18 protein-coding genes are annotated in these 22,761 nt (G+C 51.6%); 11 read left to right on the plus strand and 7 right to left on the minus strand.

What is annotated here, in order from left to right:
• Positions 1–67 precede the first annotated feature (67 nt).
• Positions 68–604: a hypothetical protein gene (locus tag DEV76_RS24165; RefSeq protein WP_109700528.1), complete on the plus strand. Its 537-nt coding sequence runs from the start codon at positions 68–70 to the stop codon at positions 602–604.
• A 49-nt stretch (positions 605–653) separates the two neighbouring features.
• Here DEV76_RS24165 and infC read toward each other — a convergent pair whose 3' ends face one another.
• On the minus strand, positions 654–1,415 hold the full coding sequence (gene infC / locus DEV76_RS24170) for a translation initiation factor IF-3 (RefSeq protein WP_109700529.1): 762 nt from the start codon (positions 1,413–1,415) through the stop codon (positions 654–656).
• A gap of 99 nt (positions 1,416–1,514) precedes the next feature.
• Positions 1,515–3,458 carry a threonine--tRNA ligase gene (gene thrS, locus DEV76_RS24175; RefSeq protein WP_109700530.1) on the minus strand — a complete coding sequence of 648 codons (1,944 nt, stop codon included), beginning with the start codon at positions 3,456–3,458 and terminating at the stop codon, positions 1,515–1,517.
• Positions 3,459–4,230: 772 nt separating this feature from the next.
• Here thrS and DEV76_RS24180 point away from each other — a divergent pair.
• Positions 4,231–4,920, plus strand: coding sequence for an SMUG2 DNA glycosylase family protein (locus DEV76_RS24180; protein WP_109700531.1), 690 nt, complete (start codon positions 4,231–4,233; stop codon positions 4,918–4,920).
• A 23-nt stretch (positions 4,921–4,943) separates the two neighbouring features.
• Here the strand turns inward: DEV76_RS24180 and DEV76_RS24185 are convergent, their stop codons facing one another.
• Positions 4,944–5,522 carry a DUF3347 domain-containing protein gene (locus DEV76_RS24185; RefSeq protein WP_109700532.1) on the minus strand — a complete coding sequence of 193 codons (579 nt, stop codon included), beginning with the start codon at positions 5,520–5,522 and terminating at the stop codon, positions 4,944–4,946.
• 71 nt (positions 5,523–5,593) lie between these two features.
• Between DEV76_RS24185 and DEV76_RS24190 the strand changes: the two genes are divergently transcribed.
• From DEV76_RS24190 to DEV76_RS24225, 8 genes are all read left to right on the plus strand, one after another.
• Complete coding sequence (locus tag DEV76_RS24190; protein ID WP_109700589.1) at positions 5,594–7,531, plus strand: ABC-F family ATP-binding cassette domain-containing protein; 1,938 nt, start codon at positions 5,594–5,596, stop codon at positions 7,529–7,531.
• A 275-nt stretch (positions 7,532–7,806) separates the two neighbouring features.
• Positions 7,807–8,361 carry an RNA polymerase sigma factor gene (locus DEV76_RS24195; RefSeq protein ID WP_109700533.1) on the plus strand — a complete coding sequence of 185 codons (555 nt, stop codon included), beginning with the start codon at positions 7,807–7,809 and terminating at the stop codon, positions 8,359–8,361.
• Between the two features lie 44 nt (positions 8,362–8,405).
• On the plus strand, positions 8,406–9,416 hold the full coding sequence (locus tag DEV76_RS24200) for a FecR family protein (RefSeq protein ID WP_109700534.1): 1,011 nt from the start codon (positions 8,406–8,408) through the stop codon (positions 9,414–9,416).
• 17 nt (positions 9,417–9,433) lie between these two features.
• Complete coding sequence (locus DEV76_RS24205; RefSeq protein ID WP_109700535.1) at positions 9,434–12,667, plus strand: TonB-dependent receptor; 3,234 nt, start codon at positions 9,434–9,436, stop codon at positions 12,665–12,667.
• Positions 12,668–12,727: 60 nt separating this feature from the next.
• Positions 12,728–14,134: a hypothetical protein gene (locus DEV76_RS24210; protein ID WP_109700536.1), complete on the plus strand. Its 1,407-nt coding sequence runs from the start codon at positions 12,728–12,730 to the stop codon at positions 14,132–14,134.
• A gap of 81 nt (positions 14,135–14,215) precedes the next feature.
• Positions 14,216–15,058 (plus strand): hypothetical protein, encoded by an 843-nt coding sequence (locus DEV76_RS24215; protein WP_109700537.1) that lies wholly within the window; start codon positions 14,216–14,218, stop codon positions 15,056–15,058.
• Positions 15,059–15,232: 174 nt separating this feature from the next.
• On the plus strand, positions 15,233–16,255 hold the full coding sequence (locus DEV76_RS24220; RefSeq protein ID WP_157963084.1) for a sensor histidine kinase: 1,023 nt from the start codon (positions 15,233–15,235) through the stop codon (positions 16,253–16,255).
• A complete protein-coding gene (locus DEV76_RS24225) occupies positions 16,252–16,944 on the plus strand; it encodes a LytR/AlgR family response regulator transcription factor (protein ID WP_109700539.1) in 693 nt (230 codons plus the stop codon). Before DEV76_RS24220 ends, DEV76_RS24225 begins: the two co-directional genes overlap by 4 nt.
• On the opposite strand, the gene trhO is transcribed toward DEV76_RS24225, so the two are convergent.
• Entirely contained in the window at positions 16,933–17,973 is a 1,041-nt protein-coding gene (gene trhO, locus DEV76_RS24230; RefSeq protein WP_109700540.1) for an oxygen-dependent tRNA uridine(34) hydroxylase TrhO, read from the minus strand. The two genes, DEV76_RS24225 and trhO, sit on opposite strands and share 12 nt — an antisense overlap.
• Before the next feature lie 320 nt (positions 17,974–18,293).
• Here trhO and DEV76_RS26040 point away from each other — a divergent pair, with 320 nt between their 5' ends.
• Positions 18,294–18,437 (plus strand): hypothetical protein, encoded by a 144-nt coding sequence (locus DEV76_RS26040; protein WP_157963085.1) that lies wholly within the window; start codon positions 18,294–18,296, stop codon positions 18,435–18,437.
• 95 nt (positions 18,438–18,532) lie between these two features.
• On the opposite strand, the gene DEV76_RS24235 is transcribed toward DEV76_RS26040, so the two are convergent.
• From DEV76_RS24235 to DEV76_RS24245, 3 genes are all read right to left on the minus strand, one after another.
• Positions 18,533–21,028 (minus strand): DUF5686 and carboxypeptidase regulatory-like domain-containing protein, encoded by a 2,496-nt coding sequence (locus DEV76_RS24235; protein WP_109700541.1) that lies wholly within the window; start codon positions 21,026–21,028, stop codon positions 18,533–18,535.
• Positions 21,029–21,107: 79 nt separating this feature from the next.
• Positions 21,108–21,464, minus strand: a complete 357-nt coding sequence (locus DEV76_RS24240) for a hypothetical protein (RefSeq protein WP_109700542.1) — start codon at positions 21,462–21,464, stop codon at positions 21,108–21,110.
• A 98-nt stretch (positions 21,465–21,562) separates the two neighbouring features.
• A complete protein-coding gene (locus tag DEV76_RS24245) occupies positions 21,563–22,756 on the minus strand; it encodes a trans-sulfuration enzyme family protein (protein ID WP_109700543.1) in 1,194 nt (397 codons plus the stop codon).
• Positions 22,757–22,761: the final 5 nt, after the last annotated feature.

Below are 22,761 nucleotides of genomic sequence, written 5' to 3' on the forward strand. Positions count from 1 at the left end.
TTAGATTTGTTGTGGTAATAGCAAAGAAAACGAAAAACTGTTAAACCACCGGAATTACCTTTATTATATGACCCTCAGAGAAATGATCCTTGAAAAGCACAGCAGGGCACAAACCGAGGCTGTGACGGCATTTATAGGCACCAGCAAAAGCAGGCTTAACGAGTTAATGGAACTGTTCCTGTACGGCGAATACAGGGTGGTGCAGCGGTCGGTTTGGGTGCTCAGGCTCATTGCGCAGGCGCATGCGGAGATGATTGCGCCGCATCTTGAAAAGATGGTGAACCGCATGCGCGACCCGGGCATACCGGTAGCGGTTAAACGCAATGTAGTGAATGTGCTGATATACGTGGATATTCCGGAGCCATTGCATGGCCCGGTGATGGATATCTGTTTTCAGTTGCTGGAAGACTCGCAGGAAACGGTGGCTGTTCGTGCGGCATCGATGTCCGTACTGGCGAAGCTGGCGGAGGTGTATCCGGAGATCGGGAATGAGATAGCATTACTGATAGAAGCGCAGCAGCCGGAGGGTATTACACCGGGCTTTGCCAGCAGGGCGAGGAAAACGCTGCAGGCATTGGGGCGTGGCACGAAAAAGGAAAGCTGACCGGTTAGCAGTGATGCTCCGGCCAGCTTTATATTTTCTAAGGCAATGATTAGTTGCCGCTGTTGTTATCTACAGGAGGCTTGGGAGCCGGGGTAGCATACTTGATCTCGATAGGACGGCGAACAGGCGGCTGTTGAGGCTGCTGATCGCGTGGTTCACGAGGCTCACGCGGTTCGCGGGGCTCGCGTGGTTCACGCGGCTGGTCGTTACCTTCCTTCGGTTCTTTCGGTGCTTTCGCTGCCTTCTTGTTGGATTTAGGAGCGAAGATGGCGATCATACGCTTACCTTCCATAAGGGGCATGCCTTCGAGGGCACCTACTTCGGCGAGGCGCTCGGCAAACTTCAGCAGAATCAGCTCTCCGCGCTCCTTGAACATGATGGCGCGGCCTTTGAACTGCACATAAGTTTTCACTTTGTTGCCTTCCTTGAGGAATTTCTCGGCGTGCTTAGCCTTGAAGTCGAAGTCGTGATCGTCTGTATTGGGTGTAAAACGGATTTCCTTTACCTCGCTCTTGTGAGCGTTGGCTTTCATCTCCTTCTCCTTCTTCTTCTTCTCGTAAAGGAATTTATTATAGTCGATGATCCGGCATACGGGCGGCGCGGCATTTGGGGAGATTTCCACCAGGTCCAGCTGCTGATCCTGCGCCATGCGCATGGCTTCATCCGTGCTGTATACACCCGGCTCAACATTGTCGCCTACCAGCCTTACTTCCGGAACACGGATCATCCTGTTGGTGCGATGTTCCTGTTGTTGTTCTCTTCTGAAGTTGGGGTTTCTACCCCTGAAATTTGGTCTTGGTCCTTGTTGCATTAAAATGTTTGTTGTTAAAAAAGAGTGATGCTGACGGTGGACTGTTTTAAACCGGCATACCACACATTGGTTAAAATTGTTTTATTAAGAACAAAAAGATTATTCAAATGGTTTACGATTAATCACTTCATCCTGAACCAGGTTAATAAATCCTGCTATATCCATGGTGCCGAGGTCTCCTTTTGCCTGGCGGCGTACTGCCACTTTAGCATCGGTTTCCTCTTTTTCTCCTATTACGAGCATATATGGCACTTTGGCTAATTCTGCTTCGCGGATCTTTTTCCCGATCTTTTCGCTCCTGTCGTCAATTTCAGCGCGAATTTCGGCATTTTTAAGCAATTCAGCGACTTTTTCTGCATAAGGCACGAACTTGTCACTGATAGGCAGGATTTTAGCCTGAACCGGCGTAAGCCAGAGCGGGAATTTACCTGCGCAATGCTCGATCAGTACTGCCAGGAAACGTTCCATGGAGCCGAAAGGCGCGCGGTGAATCATTACAGGGCGGTGCGGCTTGTTATCCGGACCGATGTATTCCAGCTCGAAACGCTCGGGCAGGTTGTAATCCACCTGGATGGTACCAAGCTGCCATTTGCGGCCCAGCGCATCCTTTACCATAAAGTCAAGTTTCGGGCCATAAAATGCCGCTTCACCATATTCTACCACAGTTGGCAGTCCTTTTTCAGCAGCCGCTTCAATGATAGCCTGTTCAGCACGTTCCCAGTTCTCGTCAGACCCGATGTATTTGCTCCGGTCTTCCTGATCACGCAGGGAAACCTGTGCGGTATAATCCGTAAAGTTGAGGCTTTTAAACACGTACAACACGAGGTCGATCACCTTGATGAACTCTTCTTTCACCTGATCCGGACGGCAGAAAAGGTGGGCATCATCCTGGGTAAAGCCACGCACACGGGTAAGACCGTGAAGCTCTCCATGCTGCTCGTAGCGGTACACGGTTCCGAACTCTGCAAGGCGCACCGGCAGGTCTTTGTAAGACTTGGGAGATGCTTTGTATATCTCACAGTGGTGCGGACAGTTCATCGGCTTCAGCAGGAACTCCTCGCCTTCTTCGGGCGTATGGATTGGCTGGAAGCTGTCTTTACCGTATTTCTCGTAGTGGCCGGAAGTCACGTACAATTGTTTGCTGCCGATGTGCGGGGTAATTACCGGGAGGTAGCCGCTTTCCAGTTGTGCTTTCTGGAGGAAAGACTGCAGGCGTTCACGGAGCATGGCGCCTTTGGGCAGCCATAACGGCAGGCCGAGGCCTACTTTCTCGGAGAAGGCAAACAGTTCCAGTTCTTTACCCAGTTTGCGGTGGTCGCGTTTCTTTGCTTCCTCGATGAGGGTAAGATATTCGTCGAGTTCTTTCTGAGCGGGGAAAGTGATACCATAGATGCGGGTGAGCATCTTGTTCTTTTCGTTACCCTGCCAGTAAGCACCGGCGATATTAGTGAGTTTGATGGCTTTGATGAAACCGGTGCTGGGGATGTGAGGCCCGCGGCAGAGGTCGGTAAAGCCGCCTTGTGTGTAAAAGGTGATGGAGCCGTCTTCCAGCTTTTCGAGGAGGTCGAGCTTATAAGGGTCGCCTTTTTCCTTAAAGTAAGCAATGGCATCGGCTTTGGCCACTTCTTTACGCAGGTAAGCGTTGTTCTGTTTGGCCAGTTCGTTCATTTTCACTTCCAGCTTGCGGAGCTCTTCGTCAGAGATCTGCCGGCCGTCGAGGTCCACGTCGTAAAAGAAGCCGCCGTTTTCCAGTGAAGGCCCGTAGCCGAATTTCACTCCCGGGTACATGCTTTCGAGGGCTTCCGCCATAAGGTGCGCCGAAGAGTGCCACATGGTAGCCTTACCGTCCGCATCCGTCCAGGTCAGCAGCTGAAGCGTGCCGTCCTTCGTAATGGGGCGGGTAGCGTCTACCACCTGTCCGTTAAACTTCGCCGCCAGCACCTTGCGGGCCAGCCCTTCGCTGATGGATTTTGCGATGTCCAGTGCAGTTACGTCTTGCTCATACTGTCTTACAGCGCCATCCGGGAATGTAATGTTGATCATAAATCCTTTTCTCAAATAAAATGCATGCGAAATTACAAAATCAATTACGATTTAGGAAATATGGTATATAGCTTACATAAACCAGTCGCATACAGATAAATGCGAATTACGATAAATGGACTGAAACCAGTGTGCAGGTATCCATTTCTTGCATGTCTTTCGATCCGTTCCGGAGGTACTTTTCCATCTCCCCAACCCGGAATACCTTCCCGGGGTACCTGAGGGTAATGTATATTTACAATAGCAATACTTAATATTTACTAAAGGCATACTTTATATTTAATTTTCATACCCTTAGAGCGTCTTAATGTACCAATTCCCGCTCACGGTTTTGTAAACCCCATACGTCTGTAGCGGGTTTCAGCGGATTTCTAATACCCTATACCTACATTAACCCTGAAGTAACCTTTAAGTAACCCTTAAGTATAGGTGAAGTAGTGGTGAATCTGAGGTGAGGCTAACCTTAGGCAAATGTAATTCAGCACTACATCAGGAGTCAATCCAAATGCCCTCTGGTACATTACTACTTAGCTGCTACTTAGTCACTACTAAGCCACTGCCAGGGCAATACTTTTCCAAATACGGTTAGAATACATAAAAAGTCAAAAAACTACTGCCTTTTCTACCCTCCAGACTGCCTTGTCACTGCCTTTGGCGGCCTTGCCTCCCGGTGTAGACTGCCTTTACACTGCGGCTACACTGCCTCACGAGTACGTGTTGACGGCCTTGACGGGTTATGCAGGAACCAGACAATTCCCCTTATTTTTGCCGGATGAAGACGATGGCCGATAAGATCATTCATTTTAACACGCATCTCTCCTACTCCGGTAAGCTGCCGCCGGGTATCCGGATCATGAACCCATTTTCGGAGAATCCGCAGGTTATTCCTGTGATGGAGTCGTTTTACAGGAAGTTTTATAACGATCCTTCGCCACGCCGAATGATCATCGGCATTAACCCCGGCCGCTTCGGGGCCGCGCTTTCCGGGGTGCCTTTTACGGACTCAACCCGCCTGGCCGATCCCTGTGGCATCGATTATCCGGGGTTTAAATCTTACGAAGTGTCTTCTGTGTTTGTGTACGACGTAATTGCCGCATATGGGGGCCCTAAGGCGTTTTACAGGGATTTCTACATCGGGTCTATGTGTCCGCTGGGGTTCACCATTCAGAAACCGGGCGGAAAGGAAGTGAATTACAATTACTACGACAGTAAAGCCCTCACCGCCGCGGTCTATGATTTTATGGTGGAAAGTCTCCGGAAACAGGTAGATTTTGGGCTGGACCGAAACGTGGGCTACATCCTCGGCACCGGTAAAAACGCCTCCTTCGTGCAGCAGGTGAACAAGGCGGAAGGGTTCTTCAAAAAGCTCATCCCCCTGGAGCATCCCCGGTTCGTGATGCAGTATAAACTGAAAAGCAAACAGGAATATATTGATAAATACCTGCAAGCCTTTGCGGTGTAACCTGCACCCCTTCCGTAACCCCGCTACTTCAGTATTTCCTTCTCCTCTTCGCAGGGTTTGCTATCGCGGCCCATGTAAGGATTGTAGCTGCCTTTTTCCTCCGCCAGCCAGTAGGCGCCTTTTCCGCCGAATGCATCTTCGCAATACAGCCAGAACAACGGTTTGCCGGGTACGCCTGTCAGCTTTAAGAAGTCGTAGAGTTGTTCCGAAGCAGTTTGAAACGCAATGCGCCGGCCTTCCAGTCCTGCTTTCTCTATAAACATCCCTTTCATTTCTGCGGCTATGCTGCCCGTGTTCATAGCCAGTGCGTGTATCTGGTTAGAGTCCAGTCCATCATGTGCCACCGCCAGGTACTCAAACCGGTCACTTAGCAGGGTGGCGCGCATATCCGCTATGGAAGTATCCCCGAAGGCCAGGTTCAGCGCCAGTTTATGATAATCTTCCAGCGCCAGCTGAATCGAATCTTTGAATTCCTGCCTGAACGTCACTCCTTTAAAATTCACTACCGGGTTCTCCCCGCTTTTCTCTTCAGCCTTCTCTGGCTGGGCACAGGCTGTTGCCAGTAAGAATATCCCGCCGGTGAGCCATCTGGTTATGCGCATATATTAGATGTTTTGCGCAAATATAGATGGAAAAATTTGACTATCTTTGCGGGTTTAATATCGGTTTTAACATGCTCATAGCACTGCAGGACATAACTTTTGAATTCGGCGCAAGGACAATTATTGAAGACAGTTCCTGGCACATCGTACCCGGCGACCGGGTAGGCCTTATCGGCCTCAACGGTACCGGCAAATCCACGCTCCTCCGCATTATCAACGGAGAATACACCATTTCCAAAGGCAGTATCAATAAGAGCAAAGACCTCACCATCGGGTTCTTTAACCAGGACCTGCTCAGCTTCGAATCCGACGAACCGATCCTCAATGTGGGTATGACTGCTTTCGAGCAGGCCGTGAAAGTAGAAAAGGAGCTGGAAGAGCTGACCAAAAAGCTGGAGACTTCGGAAGACGAAGCCCTGCTGATGGAGTACAGCGAAAAACTGCATGAGTTCGACGTGCTCGACGGCTACAACATCCGCCACAAAACCGCTACCGTACTGGAAGGCCTCGGCTTTTCCACGGCAGATCTGGAACGCCCTTACAGCCAGTTCTCCGGTGGCTGGCGCATGCGTGTGCTCCTTGCCAAGCTCATCCTGCAGCAGCCCGATGTGCTGATGCTTGACGAACCTACCAACCACCTTGACCTTCCCTCCATCGAATGGCTGGAAAAATACCTCAGTAACTACGACGGCGCGGTGATCATCGTTTCGCACGACCGTTTCTTCCTCGACCGCATGGTGAATAAGATCGTGGAACTGTATCAGCAGGAACTGCATCATTATGCCGGTAACTATGAAGATTACGAAGAGGAGAAAACCATGCGCCGCGAGCTGCAACAGCGTGCTTTCGAGAACCAGCAGGATTACATCCGCCAGCAGGAGCGCTTTATCGAGCGCTTTAAGGCGAAGGCTTCCAAAGCTGCGCAGGCACAGTCTATCATGAAACGGCTCGACCGCCTGGAGCGTGTAGAGCAGGTGGATGGCGGCCCCTCCCGCATCCGCATGAACTTCAGCGTAGACAAGATGCCCGGTAAGATCCTCTGCACCCTCAATGGTGTATCGAAATCTTACGGTAACCTCACTATCCTGAAAAATGCCCGTGCCGAAATTAACCGGGGCGATAAGATCGCACTGATCGGTGCGAACGGTAAAGGTAAATCTACCCTCCTGCGCGTAATCGCGGGAACCGATACATATGAAGGCGACCGCCAGCCCGGCCATAACGTGGTAACGAGCTTCTACGCCCAGCACCAATTGGAATCCCTGCACCTCGACAGTGAGATCCTCGACGAGCTGAAAGGCTGCGCCAGCGGCAACACTGAAATGGAACTGCGCGGACTGCTCGGTGCTTTCCTTTTCCAGGGCGATGATGTGTTCAAGAAAATCCGTATCCTTTCCGGTGGAGAAAAAGCACGCGTGGCACTGGCCAAGGTAATCATCAGCAAAGCCAACTTCCTGCTGCTCGATGAGCCTACCAACCACCTGGACATGAACTCGGTAGACATGCTGATTGATGCACTGGGTAAATACGAAGGCAGTCTTGTACTTGTATCGCACGACCGTTATTTTGTGAGCCGCACGGCCAACAAAATCTGGGAGATCGTAGACGGGGAGATCAAGGAGTTCAAAGGCACTTATACTGAATGGGAAGAATGGAAGAAGCGTATGGCTGCTGCTGCCCTGCCCGCAAAGCCGGAAAAGAAAGCTGCTGCTGCCCCCGCTCCTGTTCAGCAGGCTTCCAAAGCGCCGGTAGACAATACCCTGAAAAAGGAATTGCAGAAGCAGCAACGCCAGGTGCAGAACCTGGAAAAGCAAATGAGTGAACTGCGTGCTAAGGTAGATCAGCTGGAAGCCGACATGGCCAATCCCGAGATTTACGCCGATAAGAATAAGTTTAAATCCACCGAAAGCAACTACAAACAGGCTGCTTCGGAACTTTCGAAAGCCACTTCGGAATACGAGTCTGCTTTTGAGAAAGTAATGGAACTGGAAGATAAGATACAGGGGTAAACTGTTTTATCCTGAAAGGGATGATCCCCGGCGCTGAAAGGTTCCGGGGATTTTTTTGTGTGGTAAAGTATAAATGCCGGGTGGCGGATGCAAATGATTGTCAATCAGGCGGGCATGTTATGAGACAAACTGCCCGGTTTCAACCTTAATTAAAACTTAACGCGTTAAAATTGGCGGTGCGGCGGGAGTTATTAATTTTTGATGAAACGATCCCGGTAGTAAAAGCGCCCCGTTTCCATGGCTTCGAAACCCATCATCCACCAAGCTTGAATCGCATGCCCGCAGAGAAAGACATCCTTTTCCGTCAGTATTTCGAGCGCACCTATCCGCGCGTGAAAGCCTATCTGGTGAATGCACTCGGCGCCAATATGCATGCCGATGATATTGCGCAGGACGTGTATATCCGGATCTGGAAACACTGGGACCGCCTGGAAGCCACCCCACCGCCGGATGCCTGGCTGTTTACCGTGGTGCGCAACTCCGTGGTATCGCACTTCCGGGTAAAGCGGCTGCCCATTGTGGAACTGGAAGAAGAGCGCCACGATCAGATACCTGCCGGCGGCACCGCACCCTCCCTGCTGCATAAAGAATACTATGAACTGTACGAGCGTACCCTCCGCACCTTCCACACCGTAAAACAACGCTGCTTCAGGCTTCATTGGGACGACGGGTTAACCTATCGGGAGATCGCCGAGATGGAGGGTATATCCGTAAAAACGGTGGAGCGTCATGTGAACGAGATCCGCCGCCTGCTGCGCACTAAGCTGGATGTGCATGCCCTCTACGTGATCCTGCTCATGCGCGCCGCCGGTGAGTTAACATTATGGTAATACAGAAAATGTCTGTCTCCCTTCCCCTTTAGCGTATTACTGGTATGGACCCGCAACACATCCGACATCAACTACGGCAACTAAGTGCCGGCACGCTCAGCGAAGCAGACCAGGAGCTTTTGCGGGAGCGGCTGGAACTGCTGGAGCCTGCAGATATCGATATAATATTCCCCGAAAAAGAATGGGCGGAAACAGTTCCGTTCCACATATCTCCAATTGAACAGCAGACAGTGTACAGCAGCATAATGGCACAGGTGCGCCCTTCCAGCCGGGTCGTACGCATGCGATGGCTAAGGGCCGCCTGCGCTTTGCTGCTAATTACTACCGGGGCTTTAACGGCCATGATCTTCTGGCGTAATGCGGAAGCGGAGAAGGTACGGATGGCTGCTGCTGTGCGCAGCCTTACCTTCAGTACCGGTGCCGGAGAGCACCGGCTCGTAACACTGTCAGACAAAACGCGGATCTGGATGAATGGGGCCACCGTGCTGGAAGTACCGGAAACATTTACCGGCGATTACCGTACTGTACGCCTCCATGAAGGCGAAATCTTTATAGAAGCAGGCATTGATCCCGGCAAGCCTTTTCGTGCGGAAATGGATAGTGTAACGGTGGATGTGCTGGGTACATCTTTCAATATGCGGAATTACTATACCGACCCCGGCGCCAGCGTATCTGTAGCCACCGGTAAGGTAGCCATGCGCCATAGTAACCGTTCTCTCATTCTTACACCCGGTAAAACGGGCATCTGGTCTAAATACGATGGCAGCCTGCTGCCCGGGAAGCCGGCTGGTAAGCCCGGAAGCTGGAAGCACCGGGAGTTCCATTTTGATGGGGAACCTTTAGGGGAAGCCCTCGCTGTACTGGAGCATTCGTTTGGTTACCGGTATCATGTGAAAGACAAGCGCCTGCTTATGCGCCCGGTGAAAGCGGCTTTCAGGGACCAGTCGCATGCGGATGTGCTGCGTATCCTTGCCGCCATGGGGCGGTTCAGGTACGAACAGCGCGACAGTACCATTATCATCACTGCAAACACACCTGCCACACCCATACATTAAATAATAGCCTTTTACGCATGAATGCATGTTTACCATTTTTCCTCCGTGCGGGGAACAGGACGCTGCTTGTCCTGATGTTCTCCCTGCTCCTGTTGCCTGCCTTACTGATTGCCCGGCAGGCGGAGCAGAAGATTGATGTGAAGCTGGAGAAATCCACGCTGAAGGAGCTTTTCGCATTACTTGAAAACAAAACGGGTCTCACGTTCAATTACTTCCAGGACGAGGTAGACCTCCGTACGCCCGTAACCGTGAACATGCGGCAGGCCACCCTGCAACAGGTGTTGCGTGCTGCTTTGGCCCCTACCACATATGGCTTCCGGGTAGATGGCCGCTCTGTGATCATCCGCCGCAAGCCTGCCCCCTCGCCTTCCGCTAATGGCAAACTGGCCGGTGTGCTGGTAGACGGTGGCTCCGGTGAACCCCTCGCAGGTGCCACCATTATGGCGGGCACGGCAGGTATGGTAACCGACATCAGCGGTAAGTTCGCCTTTGAACTGCCGGAAGGGGAATACGTCCTGCAGATCCGCTACATCGGTTATCAGCCCAAGAAGATACCGGATGTAATGATTAAAGCCGGTCAAACCAACGCGCTGAACCTCACACTGCTGCCTGCCAAAGGAACGCTGCGTGGCGTGGAAGTAGTTTCTTCCGCAAAGAAGGAATCCATCTCCTCCCTCTATGCCCGGCAGAAGAATAACCCCGCCATGAGTGACGGCATCAGTGCCGAGCAGGTGCGCAGAACACCGGACAGTCATGCCGGCCAGGTGCTTAAGCGTATCAGCGGGCTTACCGTACAGGATAATAAGTTCGTGATCGTGCGCGGCATGAGCGAGCGGTATAACAACATGCTGCTGAATGGCTCTTCACTTCCCAGTACGGAGCCTAACCGCCGCAATTTTTCTTTCGACATATTGCCCAGTAACCTGATCGACAATGTGGTAGTCAATAAAACCGCCACGCCCGATCTTCCGGGAGAGTTTACCGGAGGGCTGGTGCAGGTAAATACACTGGACGTGCCCGCTGAGAATTTCGTAAACATACTGGTGGGGACGGGTTTCAATTCGCAAAGCACAGGAAAGGATTTTTACAGTACCCGCAGGCTTAGTGGTGATTACTTCGGTAAACCCGGTGATGAGCGCCGCTGGTTAAACCGCTCCTGGTTCAGCCGCGATTACCAGCAGATGCTGATTGCAGGCAACCATGCAGGGATGAATGCCATGAACGGGCAGGTTCCAAATTTCTATGGGCTTCATCAGTATACCGCTAAGCCAATGCAGCAGTATCAGGCTTCGCTGGGTGGCAGTAAACAGTTGAAGGGAAGCCGCTCGCTGAGCCTTGTGTTGGCTGGCAGTTACCGGCATGAAGAAAACATCGAGCAATACGACGCCTGGTTCCGGCAAAGTCCTACGATAGTAGACGATGCCATGCAATATAATTTTATTACTGCCGCGGGCGGACTGGGCAATCTTACCTTCCAGACACCCCGTCATAAACTGGTATGGCGCAACCTGTATAACCGCCGCTTTACGCATGAAAATATTATTCAGGAGGCGGAAGACAAAGGCCGTAGCGGCCGTTCGCGGGAGTATGTATCTATCGTGGAAGCCGGGAACCTTTTCCAGACCAGGCTTGAAGGAGAGCATAAACTCGGGAAGGGAATTAAGCTTAACTGGTTTGCCGACCATGCCACGGTAGATAAAGAGCAGCCTGATACCCGGTATTCGGTTGGTGAGATACTCGGTACCGATCCGCATACCGGTCTGCCATTGCTGCGGTATGATTATGCGCGGCCCACTGCTTCTACTATTAAAGACGGCGGGCTGTATGCGAACCAACTGCATGAAAAGAAACAGAATATAGGGGGCGACCTTACCATTCCCATTCAGCTGGGAGGCCGCACCCACAAAATAAAAACCGGTTACTGGGGTACATTCAGAACCGCTGAATATGCACAGGTGATGCTGGCGCCAACGGCCAATGCCAGTGGTGACCGTGGCAGGGAAATAGCGGATTCCATCGGGTTCGGGAAACCGGATTATGAAGTGTTCCGCCCGGAGAACTTCGCCGCAGGCATACTCACTTACCGGCCCATTACTGCTTCCGGACTGGATGCTGCAGACCATTACGATGGCGACCAGCGCCTGCATGCCGCCTATCTCATGGCCGACTTCCTTCCCCTGCCCAGGCTGCGCGTAATTGCGGGTGTACGGCTCGAGAGCAATGCCATGGATGTGCATACCTATACCCGCATCAACCAGGGCAGCACTGCCAAGGCGGGCGATACCACGCTTAAATACCGGGAAACCGACTGGCTCCCTTCCATTAACCTGGTGTATCAGCTTACGCCTGCCATCAATATCCGCGCGGCTTACAGTAAAACCCTCGCCCGGCCCGATTTCAGGGAGCGCTCCACCTTCATGTATTACGACGTGAAGATGCGGCAGGATGTGAAAGGGGTACAGGGACTGGATTACAGCCGTGCCGACAATGCGGATGTAAGGATAGAATGGTACCCCAGCCCGGTGGAGGTACTGTCCCTCACCGCATTCTACAAAAAGTACGATAAGCCGGTGGAAACGGTGAGTTACCTCTTTTCCGATAACCGGTACGGCGTCTTTTACTTTAACCTCGAAAGCGCCGTTAACCGTGGGCTGGAACTGGATTACCGCCACTCCTTCTCCTTCATCAACCCCAACAGCGGGTTCTGGAAGAACCTGTTCCTCAGTGCCAATCTCACCGTGATGGATAGTAAGGTGACGTATGATGAGCTGAATATCCAGCGGGTATCTAACGGATTGCCGCCACTGCCTTCCAACGATTCGTCGAAGAACATCAGGAAGCGGCCTTTGCAGGGATTGTCTCCCTACATCATTAATACCGGTCTGTCGTGGCAGGGATCGTATTTCGGGGCCAACGTTACCTATAACCGGTTTGGCAGAAGGGTGACGTTTGCGGGGATCGATGATTACGATGACACTTATGAGAACCCGCGCGATCAGCTGGACCTGCAGCTGAATGCCCGTCTGCTGAAGCAGCGGATGGAAATACGGCTGAATGCGGCCGACCTTTTAAACCAGTATTATATCGAGTACTTCAACAAGCACCCCGGGAGCTTTCCGCCTGCCAGTCCAAGTAACGTGAACAATGCCGATGATCCGAAAGGGATGGGTTACAACCCATCATCCGACTGGAAGCTGAAGCGGACGAAGAAAGGGACAAACTGGTCGGTAACGGTGAGTTACCGGCTATAACACGCAGTTCATTCATCATGATATCAAAACCCTAGAAGTTAACGACATCAAAATTGCACCATGAAAAAGCATTTTTTATTGATCACCCTGGTAGCTACCGCATTTGCTGCCTGTAAGAAAGACGGCCAGAAACCCAATGCCGGCAGACCCGAAACTGCATCGCGCCTTGCTGCTGCAGCAGTTTGTGAACCCTGCAATACCGCTCCAAAAGATCTTCCGGATGTTATCAGCGGTAACCGTACCCTTTACAGGGATACCTGCTACATCCTCGACGGTAAAACCTGGGTGAAGAATGGTACGCTCACTATCCAGCCCGGTACCATTATCAAAGGCATTAAAAAAGCCACTGCCAGCGAAGCATCAGCATTGATTATTACCCGCAATGCATCTATTAACGCAGCCGGTACGGCCGACTGCCCTATCGTATTCACTTCCAATGAAACCACTAAAGCCGCGGGCGACTGGGGTGGCGTGGTAGTACTGGGTGATGCGCTGGTATGTACCACAACCGGTACTGCCCAGATCGAAGGTATCAACCCCGTGATCGTTCCTGCAGGAGTAGATTACACTTATGGCGGTACTACCGCTAACGACAATTCCGGTACTCTTTCCTACATCCGTATCGAGTACGCCGGTGCGGTGATCCAGGAAGGTAATGAGCTGAACGGCCTTACCCTCGGTGGTATCGGTTGCGGCACTACCATGGACCACATTGAAGTAATGTATGGAGCAGACGACGGATTCGAGTTCTTCGGTGGCAACGTAAACGGTAAGTACCTGCTGGCCATTGCCAATAACGATGATCAGTTCGATTTCGACTTCGGTTACAAAGGCAACCTCCAGTTCCTTGTATCCATCATCAAGCCTTCTGTTGAGTATGCCGCTAACAACTCTAACGGTATTGAGTGCGATGGTGGCCAGGTATCATCCTGCTACAGCCGTCCCGTTATCAGCAACATGACCATTGTGGGCGCGCCTAACTGCACCGTAACTTCTACCAACCAGCTGCTGAACGGTACCCGTTTCCGCAACAATACTTATGCAGTAATGCGTAACTCTATTGTGTACGGTTATCCTACGGCTATCCGCCTGGAGTCTGCCGTTACTACCGCTTCGTTTAACAACACAGACAGCTGTGGTACCAGCGGAACAGCAACTTACCTGTTCAACAACGCCGTACAAGCCTGTGTTACTGCATTCGCCACTTTCACGCCGCACTCCAGCACTACCAGCAACACGGTGGCCGGCCTGAACCTGAGCGATGCATTCCCTGCAGCCTTTGCAGACTATTTCGACCCTATCGCTTCCCCGCTGGCGCCTGCAGCACCGCCTACGTCTAATAAGACCGGCTTCTGCGGCCTGCTGCCGGTTAACTGCAGCTATGCTTTCAACACCGTTACCTACAAAGGTGGCGCGGTGGACCCCAGTGGTAATTACTGGCTGGGCGACACCTGGATCCGTTTCTAAGACAATCTCCTGTTCGTGATGAATAACTGGAAAGGGCGGGTTCATCGCCCGCCCTTTCATTTCTTTTAAAATTCCGATTGCATGAAAAAATGCTTTTTACCGGCCCTCCTGGCCCTCCTGTTCACCGCCTGTCAGAAGAATGGCGACCTCGTGGCACAGCCCGAGTTTTTTGAGATAAGGCTCACCTGGCTGTATACCCCTGATACTGATGTGGCGTATACGGTAGAATTTGAAGGCAACCGGGTGACAGACAGCCTGGTTTTCAATATAGATCAGAAATTTGCGCGTAAGATGTTGCCCGGCGCCAGCATGGGTAAAAAGAGAATAGTGCTGAAAGTAACGGGAACAGACAGTACCGTGCTGGATACCTCCGTGATGGTGAATGGCATGGCCAGCTTTCAGCTGCTGGCAGTGTCTGCCACCGATAAGCCCGTCCTGGTAGGCGGCAATTCCGAAGGCGGCGAAACGCCTGATCCTTCTTCCCGAACCCATGGAAAACACCGATATTATTATACAGACCCGCTGCTGCCCGATTCTGTGCGGATGGAAATACACGTATGCAATGCGGGTGTAAGGCCCTTTACTTACCAGGAAGCGCCATCCGGCGTATTAAACCTCAAGAAGGGAGCCTTTTCCCCTTATATAGAACTGCCGATGGATGTATATGGGCGTAATACTCTCTACCTGTTTAAACTCATTAACCCGAAGGATGGCTCCATGATCCAGGACATCACTTTCCGGCATGCCACCCGTATAGACCAGGCGGCGGGATATTCCGACAGTTTCAGGAGCAACCGTGCTTCGGCAGACGGTGTTCCACCCTACAAATTTGTGACCTCGATACTCCGTTATGGAGGGCCTGATGAAGTGCCTGCCAGGCAGGACAAATTCCATGACCTTACTTTATTCATGACAAACTGGTAAACCATTGCCTTTAGTTATCCGTAAAACCCTGAAGCGGCCCCTTAACCGGGGCTGTTTTTATTAGTGGCAGCGGCTGCGGGTTATAGAGAAGAATGCTGCATTTCGTAAAGGAAAAGCTGCGGTTGGTGTAAAAGAGATGTGGGGGAGATTGCTTACATTTATATTGAAGCCAGCATGGATATTCTAAAGACAATCACCCGTTGGCGGCTGTATCACTTCCTGTTTTGGGCCGCTTTCTTTGTGGTTTGGATCACATTGCGGATAGATGATTACCCTGATCTCACGCCCACTGTGTTAGCCGGACTGCTGAAAGTGCTTTCGCTGGCCGGGGCGGTTTACTTCACCAATTACGTGCTCATTCCTAAGTTCCTGTATAAGAAAAGGTACTTCACTTTTCTCGCGGTGTTTACGGTATTGGTGGGTGTAACGGGGTTTGTGGTGATTAAGGTTTTAAACTGGATACTCCTGCCCTACGCCTCTACCATCACCCACTGGCCCAATGCCACGCTGAACAGCCAGCTGTACGATGTATATATCCCCTTGTTTTTCATGGTAGGCGCCGCGGCGGGAATCAAGTTTTACATCGATCAGATCAGGACGCTGCATCATTTGCAAAGCGCCCTGCGTGCGGGAGCTGAACAGGAATTGCAGTTCCTCCGTTCGCAGATCAATCCGCATTCACTGTTTAATTCCCTCAACACCATTTACTTCCTTATCCATAAAGAGAATCACCTTGCCAGGGAAACGCTGCTCAGGTTCTCTGACCTCCTCCGTTACCAGTTGTACGAATGCAATACGGAAAAGATCGATATCGCGAAAGAGATCGCTTACCTCGAAAACTACATTGCCCTGCAAAGGCTGCGGCACGATAAGCAATATGATATCCAATTCGAGCATTCGCCCGATGTGAAAGACTTTGATATTGCGCCCCTGCTGCTCATGCCTTTTGTAGAGAATGCCTTCAAGCATATATCGCATCAGGCTGCCAACTCGGTTCATATTCAGATGGCGCGGGAAAACGGGCAGTTTACCTTTACCGTGGAAAATACCTGCGAGCCAAAGCCGCAGCGTACCACCGGGGGGATTGGACTGAGCAATGTAAAGCGGCGGCTGGAGCTTTTGTATAATGGAAAACACGCATTGCAGATTGTACCTGGCAGTGAGCAGTTTGCAATCACCTTAACCTTGCAGGTATGAAATTACAATGTCTGGTAGTAGACGATGAGCCGATGGCGCGGCAGGGCCTCCGTGAACATATTGCGGGTGTCAGTTTCCTGGAATGGGCCGGGGAATGTGAAAGCGCTATGAAGGCTGCGGAATTCCTCCAGCAACGGCCTGTTGATCTCCTCTTCCTCGATATCCGTATGCCACGTCTCAGCGGGCTCGAGTTCCTCCGTACTCTCCCGCAAAAGCCGCTTACCATCATCACCACCGCCTATCCCGATCATGCGCTGGAAGGTTTTGAACTGGATGTGCTCGATTACCTGCTGAAGCCGGTATCGTTCGAACGTTTCTTTAAAGCAGTCAGCAAGGCGAAAGCTTTATTGAAAACCGCCCCGCCGGATCACTTCTATATCAAATGCGAGCACCGGCTGGAAAAGATACGCCTGGAGGATGTGCTTTTCGTGGAAGCCCTGCAGAACTATATAGCCGTGCATACCACACAACGCAAATACATTACTTACCTCACGTTTAAAGCAGTGGAAGAATACCTGCCTGCAGAGCAGTTCATCAAAGTCCATAAATCTTACATCGTTGCTGCCGGTAAAATCGACAGCATAGAGGGCAATACGATTACGGTGGGCGCTCATGAAGTGCCCGTCAGCCGTGCGCTGCGCGATGAAGTGATGGAAAGAATTCTGCAGAACCGCTATCTAAAGCGCTGATTCCCCGGGAGGTGCTGTACGCCTTTTCTTACGTTTGTTGAAAAGCATCAGCCCCTTGTCTATCCCCTTACGCATTTCCGCCTGTTCTTCTTCGGGCAGGGCAATTACATCTGTACAGGCCTGGCTGCAGCATTTGTTGAATTGCTCCGCGCATTTCTCGCATTGGATAAACAGGAGGTGGCAGCCTTCGTTGGCGCAGTTGACATGCGTATCGCAGGGGGCGCCGCACTGGTGGCACTGGGAGATGATCTCTTCCGTGATGCGCTCGCCCAGCCTGTCGTCGAACACGAAGTTCTTACCCCGGAACTTATTGGGGATGCCCCATTCGCGGGCTTTATTGGAATATTCTATGATGCCGCCTTCCAGGTGGAAGACGTTGTTGAAGCCATGGTGGAGCATGTATGCCGAGGCTTTCTCGCAACGGATGCCGCCGGTGCAGTACATGATGATGTTCTTGTCTTTATTGTCCTTCATCATATCCACCGCCATGGGCAGTTGCTCCCGGAAGGTGTCTGAAGGTACTTCGAGTGCGTTATCGAAATGGCCCACTTCGAATTCGTAGTGGTTACGCATGTCGATGATCACGGTATCGGGGTCGGCGGAAAGCTCATTGAACTCCCTGGCGTTGAGATATTTCCCCCGGTTGTCCATATCAAATGTGGAATCGGTGATACCGTCTGCCACAATTTTTTCGCGCACCTTGATTTTCAATACCCAGAACGACTTACCATTATCATCCACGGCAACGTTGAGGCGGATGCCTTTGAGGAAAGGAATGGTATCGAGGTGCTGACGGAATGCGTCAAAATGATGTTCGGGGATACTGATCTGTGCATTGATACCTTCGTGCGCCACATAGATGCGGCCGAATACCTCAATTTCGTGGAGGGCGGTATACAATTCATCCCTGAAAAGCTTAGGATCGGAAATTTTGGCGTACTGGTAAAAGGATACCGTAACGCGGCGGAAGGTTTCCGCAGCCAACCGTGCTTTTAACTCGGTGGCAGAGAATCTGTTGTGAAGAACCATACTAGAATTTTAAGGACCAACGCCGGTGGAACAAAACTCATTAATAAATTGATTACCAATTGGACGGTGCTTGTCATACTCCCGCTGGCGGGACCTGACAGGCATTGCCGGCGCAAAGTTACAAAAAAAAGTGGTGGCGTAAACCGCCCATTCTCCAAGAAGCTGGTCTTCATCTCACATTCGTCAAATCCATCAATCGTATTGAACATTTTGACGGTATGGCAGTTAAATTATGGCACGCTTTTGGAAAAGTGGGATAATGTATGTGGATTTGACCCTGTGCTGTTCGAGTATTTTCTAACCCCCTTAAAGCAATCTATATGAGCATTTACGCGATTTACCTCATTACCGCCATTGTTTTATTTTGTATTTACCGCATAGCAGCTTACCATGCCCACAGCGAAGTAAAACTTAAAAAAGCGGGAGACCGTGGCAAACGGAGAAGTCTCCGCGTCCGCGCTTAACCGTACTCAGATACCTTTGGCAAGCAAAAAAAGGAAAGGCTGTCTCCCGTAAAAGGGAAGGCAGCCTTTGTCTTTATTACCATCGTTAAATTTATTTATTCTACCCTGAACGCTCCTCCCAGTATTCCCCCAAATCCCAGCCGCACTCCTATCCGGGTATCTGCCTGGCTCTGGTAACCTGCCACCACATCTACCCTTATCACTTTCAGGATGTTCTCCAGTCCGGCAAACACTTCCACATAATTGTTATTCCGGTTCACGTAAAACGCATTTGACCCTGCTACCAGGTGCCACTTCAGGCGGTTGAACAGGGGAATGCGGTTGGTGAGGAGCCCGTTGAAGTGATGCTCCACATTCGCCGTAGCATACAGTTTGGCAGTGGTGCTGTACTCGTAATACCTGGCCAGCTGGAAGCTGTTCATGTAACGGATGTTCAGGAAAGTCTGGTTCCCGTTGAAGTGCTGCATGTCTGGTATAGAAACAGATTTCCGGTTGAGGAACCCGCCTATCGTAACATGGTATTTGAGGGCTCCCAACAGCTTGAAATTCATATCGTCTTTCACATCTATATTCCATTTATCGAAATTGGCATCTAACAGTCCTTTCCGGTACCCGGCATAGAAAGTAGGGTATTTGGAACCGATGGCCTGTTTGCCATTGGGGTATTCGATAAAGCGCTGACCGGGCTGATAGCTGATGTTGGCGCCAATGGTTAGTACCTGTTCTTTTCCAAAGGGTACGCCAGCAAGTTCTTCAGGGTGGTTGGGTGTAAAGGATTTCTTTGCATTTTTAAAGATCACGAAGTCCGTTGTATTCTCCACTGCGTTACGATCTTCATATAAAGCAAAGGCGCTTAATGCTAAGGTGCTTTCATATACCCTGCTGAAACCCAGTGTGGCGAACTTACTTTCATACAATTTCATGTAATTCTCTTTCAGCAGCAGGGTATACAATTCATTCATGATCGGCCCGATGGGATTGGCGCGGTTAAACTGTGTGATGCGCTTGCCACCTGAAGCGCTCCAGGTATTACGCACGCCTACCCCGCCTTTAGGTACATTGGTTAACGTGAGCCCCGTTTGCGCCTGTAGGTGTGTATTGGAAAATCCATACCGCGCACTGGATTGCCAGGTGAGGTATTTCCGGTTCGGTAAACTGAATGTAACGGATGGATTGATTTGTAAAGCCACCCCTTCCACGGTGTTGTAACTCAGTCCTCTCGCGAGGCCCGGCATGCGGAATGTGTGAGACTGTACAGAAGTATCTCCCTGGAAATACCAGTTGTGGCTCCATCCGCTCCAGAGCACCTGCATAGGCTTAACGGGTTGTGGTTTCGCACGGAGGGAATCCAGGTGCTGGCGGCTGCGGGTTGAATCGCGGCGGGCGCGTGCGGTACTGTCTTTCACATGAAAATCCCGAAGCTCATCGGCTTCCAGTGGCAGCGGACGGATACTGTCCCAATACTTAATACTCCTCCACTCCGCATCCTTCTGGTATTTCATTACCACTTTATTGAAGTAGTTTTTCGGGAACACGGGGCTCAGGTTGTAGTTGGAGTATACATTCACGGAAGTGCCGGTAACTTCGAAGCCAAACACTTTTACGGCGAGGTACACTACCTGGTCTTTCGTGCGCCATACATCCGGCGCTACCGGCACATGCGTCTGGCGGATGACGAGGGTATCGATCAGTTCCAGCTGGTACTCTTTGGTGAGCATGAGGTCGGTGCTGTGAATACGCCAGTCATCTTCCGTAATATAAATATGCCCTGCAAATACCGGCTCGTATTTACGGCGCGGGATCACCAGGATCTTGTTGACCAGCTTACCATCGTCTACAAAGGTGCCTTCGAGGCGGTATTTATAATGGGACAATGCATTATCGGCGATGGGAGAAATAAAGCCACGGGGGCCTATCTGCGATTCCATGGCTTCCACATTGTTCTGATAGAAGTTGATGATGGTGGGAATGCTGAAGCCGAGCCCGCCACCACTGGAGCGGCTGGATACCACATCGAGCTTCATGTCGGGGTCGCGCCAGGCTATTTTGGTGAGGGATTCGGTGAGGGCTACGATGCCTTTGCCGGTGGAGTCTACCCCTAATTCATCTGCATCTACCTTCTGGCCAAATACCCGTTTGGGCATTTTACGCAGGCGGGCCAGCATTTTAATGTAGGATTCGCAGGTGTAGGCTTTTACCTGTGAGAGGTAGAACGGGCGCTTTTTGATGGCCTGCCTGATGATGGCATATGCAGGATCTTCCCCGCCTGATTTCACGACTACTTCCTTCATCTGGAGGCTTACCGGCTGCAGGGTGAAATTCAGTTCCACGGGCGCATCGCCTGCAGTAACGCTCTTTTCCGCTTTGCGGTACCCCATATACTGGCAAACGATGATGTGGCTGCCGACGGTGATGTCTAGCTGATAAGCGCCATTCGCGTTGGTGGTGGTACCCAAGGTGGTACCTTTGATCATGATGGTGGCAAATGGAAGGGGTGCCCCGCTTTCATTGGTGACAACGCCGCGGACCTGTGCGCCTGAAGCAGGTAATACAAACAGGAATAGGAAACAGGGTATCAGAGCTTTCATCATGTGTCAAATGTAACGGATGGCCCTACACGGGAGTAGTGCGCCCGGTCCTTTTATGCAAATTTTAACACACATGAACAGATCATGCTGCTTTCCGGGGTGCGGGCCGCAGCACGCTGGCGGAAAGGGCTCCCATACCGGCTACCAGTCCTCCGATAAGAGAAGAAGCAAGGATGAGTACCCAGGGCATGCGGCTTCCGGCTATCAGCTCGCTCATGCGGTTGCTGAGGATATGGTCATTCCGGATGTCGGCCACCCAGGCGAGGATGCCCCATAAAAGGAAGATGGCGAGAAAGCCGCTGATGAATGCTTTACCGGGGCGCTGTTGCCAGATGAGGGCCACAATGAAAGCCGCGATGGCTATTGCCCACCAGGGCAGGAAAAGTCCGAGGATATAACCCAGCAGGGCGGTAAAAAGGATTGTGAGCACAAAGCGCATGCGGTAAGGTTTAAAAAGGAATGCATGTAATCGGGAAGGAATTTACACATTTCTTCTCAATTACATGCATTGCCGTATGAAGGAAAGCCGGGCGGGTATCAGATGCTGTTCTCCAGCGCCTGCAGCACGTCTTCCAGAATATCGTCTTTATGTTCCAGGCCGCAGGAGATGCGGATAAGCCCCGGGGTGATGCCCACATTCACTCGCTCCGCTTCGCTCAGCTTGGCGTGTGTGGTGGATGCCGGATGGGAGGCAATGCTGCGGCTGTCGCCCAGGTTGGCGGTGAGGCTCAGCAGTTCCAGCTGGTCGAGGAAGCGGCGGCCTCTTTCCAGTCCCCCTTTCAGTTCAAAGCACACGATGCCTCCGCCGGCCGACATCTGCTGTTGTGCGATGGCGTATTGCGGGTGCGATGGCAGGAAGGGGTATTTTACCCATTCCAGGTGCCTGTTGCCTTCGAGGGCCTGGGCAAGGGAAAGGGCGTTGCCGGAGTGGCGCTCCATACGCACATGCAGGGTTTCGAGGCTGCGGGCCAGTACCCAGGCGTTAAACGGACTGAGCGAGGGGCCTGTGCTGCGGCAGAAAGCGTATACTTCATCCACCAGCTCCTTTTTACCCAGTACAATGCCTCCCAGAACGCGGCCCTGTCCATCGAGCCATTTGGTGGCCGAATGCGTTACCAGGTCGGCTCCCAGTTCGAGGGGGCGCTGAATGGCAGGCGTGGCAAAGCAGTTATCGACGTTGAGGAGAACGTTATGCTTATTGGCAATCTTCGCTACCACTTCCAGGTCGATCAGGTCGAGCCCGGGGTTGGAAGGTGTTTCCACAAAGATCATCTTCGTATTGGGCTGAATGAGCGCTTCGATAGTCTCAGGCTTGTTGAGATCGAAGTAAGTATGGCCGATGTTCCATTTAGGCAGGAACTTAGTGATCACGGTGTGGGTGGAGCCGAAGATGGAGGCGCTGCTCAGCAGGTGGTCGCCCGCTTTCAGGAATGCCATGAAGCTGCCGAAGATGGCGCTCATGCCCGAAGCGGTGGCAAAGCCACTCTCCGCTCCTTCCAGTGCGCACATGCGCTGGGTGAACTCTTCTACGGTAGGGTTACTGAAGCGGGAATAGATATATGCATCTGTTTCATCTGCAAATGCTGCCCGCATTGATTCCGCATCTTCATAACAGAAGCTGGAGGTAAGGTACATCGGGCTGCTGTGTTCCATATTCGGCGTTCTGCCGGGTTGTATGCGAATGGCCTTGGTTTCTGGCCGGTAGGTCGGTTTTATCTTTCTTTTTTTCATCTTTC

It is taken from the genome of Chitinophaga deserti, from assembly GCF_003149455.1.
In the GTDB taxonomy this organism is placed as follows: Bacteria; Bacteroidota; Bacteroidia; order Chitinophagales; family Chitinophagaceae; genus Chitinophaga; species Chitinophaga deserti.

What these genes read in the sequence shown, in the direction of transcription:
- DEV76_RS24165 (WP_109700528.1), top strand. Translation starts at nt 68, where the DNA reads ATGACCCTCAGAGAAATGATCCTTGAAAAGCACAGCAGGGCACAAACC.
- infC (WP_109700529.1), bottom strand. Translation starts at nt 1,415, where the DNA reads ATGCAACAAGGACCAAGACCAAATTTCAGGGGTAGAAACCCCAACTTC.
- thrS (WP_109700530.1), bottom strand. Translation starts at nt 3,458, where the DNA reads ATGATCAACATTACATTCCCGGATGGCGCTGTAAGACAGTATGAGCAA.
- DEV76_RS24180 (WP_109700531.1), top strand. Translation starts at nt 4,231, where the DNA reads ATGAAGACGATGGCCGATAAGATCATTCATTTTAACACGCATCTCTCC.
- DEV76_RS24185 (WP_109700532.1), bottom strand. Translation starts at nt 5,522, where the DNA reads ATGCGCATAACCAGATGGCTCACCGGCGGGATATTCTTACTGGCAACA.
- DEV76_RS24190 (WP_109700589.1), top strand. Translation starts at nt 5,594, where the DNA reads ATGCTCATAGCACTGCAGGACATAACTTTTGAATTCGGCGCAAGGACA.
- DEV76_RS24195 (WP_109700533.1), top strand. Translation starts at nt 7,807, where the DNA reads ATGCCCGCAGAGAAAGACATCCTTTTCCGTCAGTATTTCGAGCGCACC.
- DEV76_RS24200 (WP_109700534.1), top strand. Translation starts at nt 8,406, where the DNA reads ATGGACCCGCAACACATCCGACATCAACTACGGCAACTAAGTGCCGGC.
- DEV76_RS24205 (WP_109700535.1), top strand. Translation starts at nt 9,434, where the DNA reads ATGAATGCATGTTTACCATTTTTCCTCCGTGCGGGGAACAGGACGCTG.
- DEV76_RS24210 (WP_109700536.1), top strand. Translation starts at nt 12,728, where the DNA reads ATGAAAAAGCATTTTTTATTGATCACCCTGGTAGCTACCGCATTTGCT.
- DEV76_RS24215 (WP_109700537.1), top strand. Translation starts at nt 14,216, where the DNA reads ATGAAAAAATGCTTTTTACCGGCCCTCCTGGCCCTCCTGTTCACCGCC.
- DEV76_RS24220 (WP_157963084.1), top strand. Translation starts at nt 15,233, where the DNA reads ATGGATATTCTAAAGACAATCACCCGTTGGCGGCTGTATCACTTCCTG.
- DEV76_RS24225 (WP_109700539.1), top strand. Translation starts at nt 16,252, where the DNA reads ATGAAATTACAATGTCTGGTAGTAGACGATGAGCCGATGGCGCGGCAG.
- trhO (WP_109700540.1), bottom strand. Translation starts at nt 17,973, where the DNA reads ATGGTTCTTCACAACAGATTCTCTGCCACCGAGTTAAAAGCACGGTTG.
- DEV76_RS26040 (WP_157963085.1), top strand. Translation starts at nt 18,294, where the DNA reads ATGAGCATTTACGCGATTTACCTCATTACCGCCATTGTTTTATTTTGT.
- DEV76_RS24235 (WP_109700541.1), bottom strand. Translation starts at nt 21,028, where the DNA reads ATGATGAAAGCTCTGATACCCTGTTTCCTATTCCTGTTTGTATTACCT.
- DEV76_RS24240 (WP_109700542.1), bottom strand. Translation starts at nt 21,464, where the DNA reads ATGCGCTTTGTGCTCACAATCCTTTTTACCGCCCTGCTGGGTTATATC.
- DEV76_RS24245 (WP_109700543.1), bottom strand. Translation starts at nt 22,756, where the DNA reads ATGAAAAAAAGAAAGATAAAACCGACCTACCGGCCAGAAACCAAGGCC.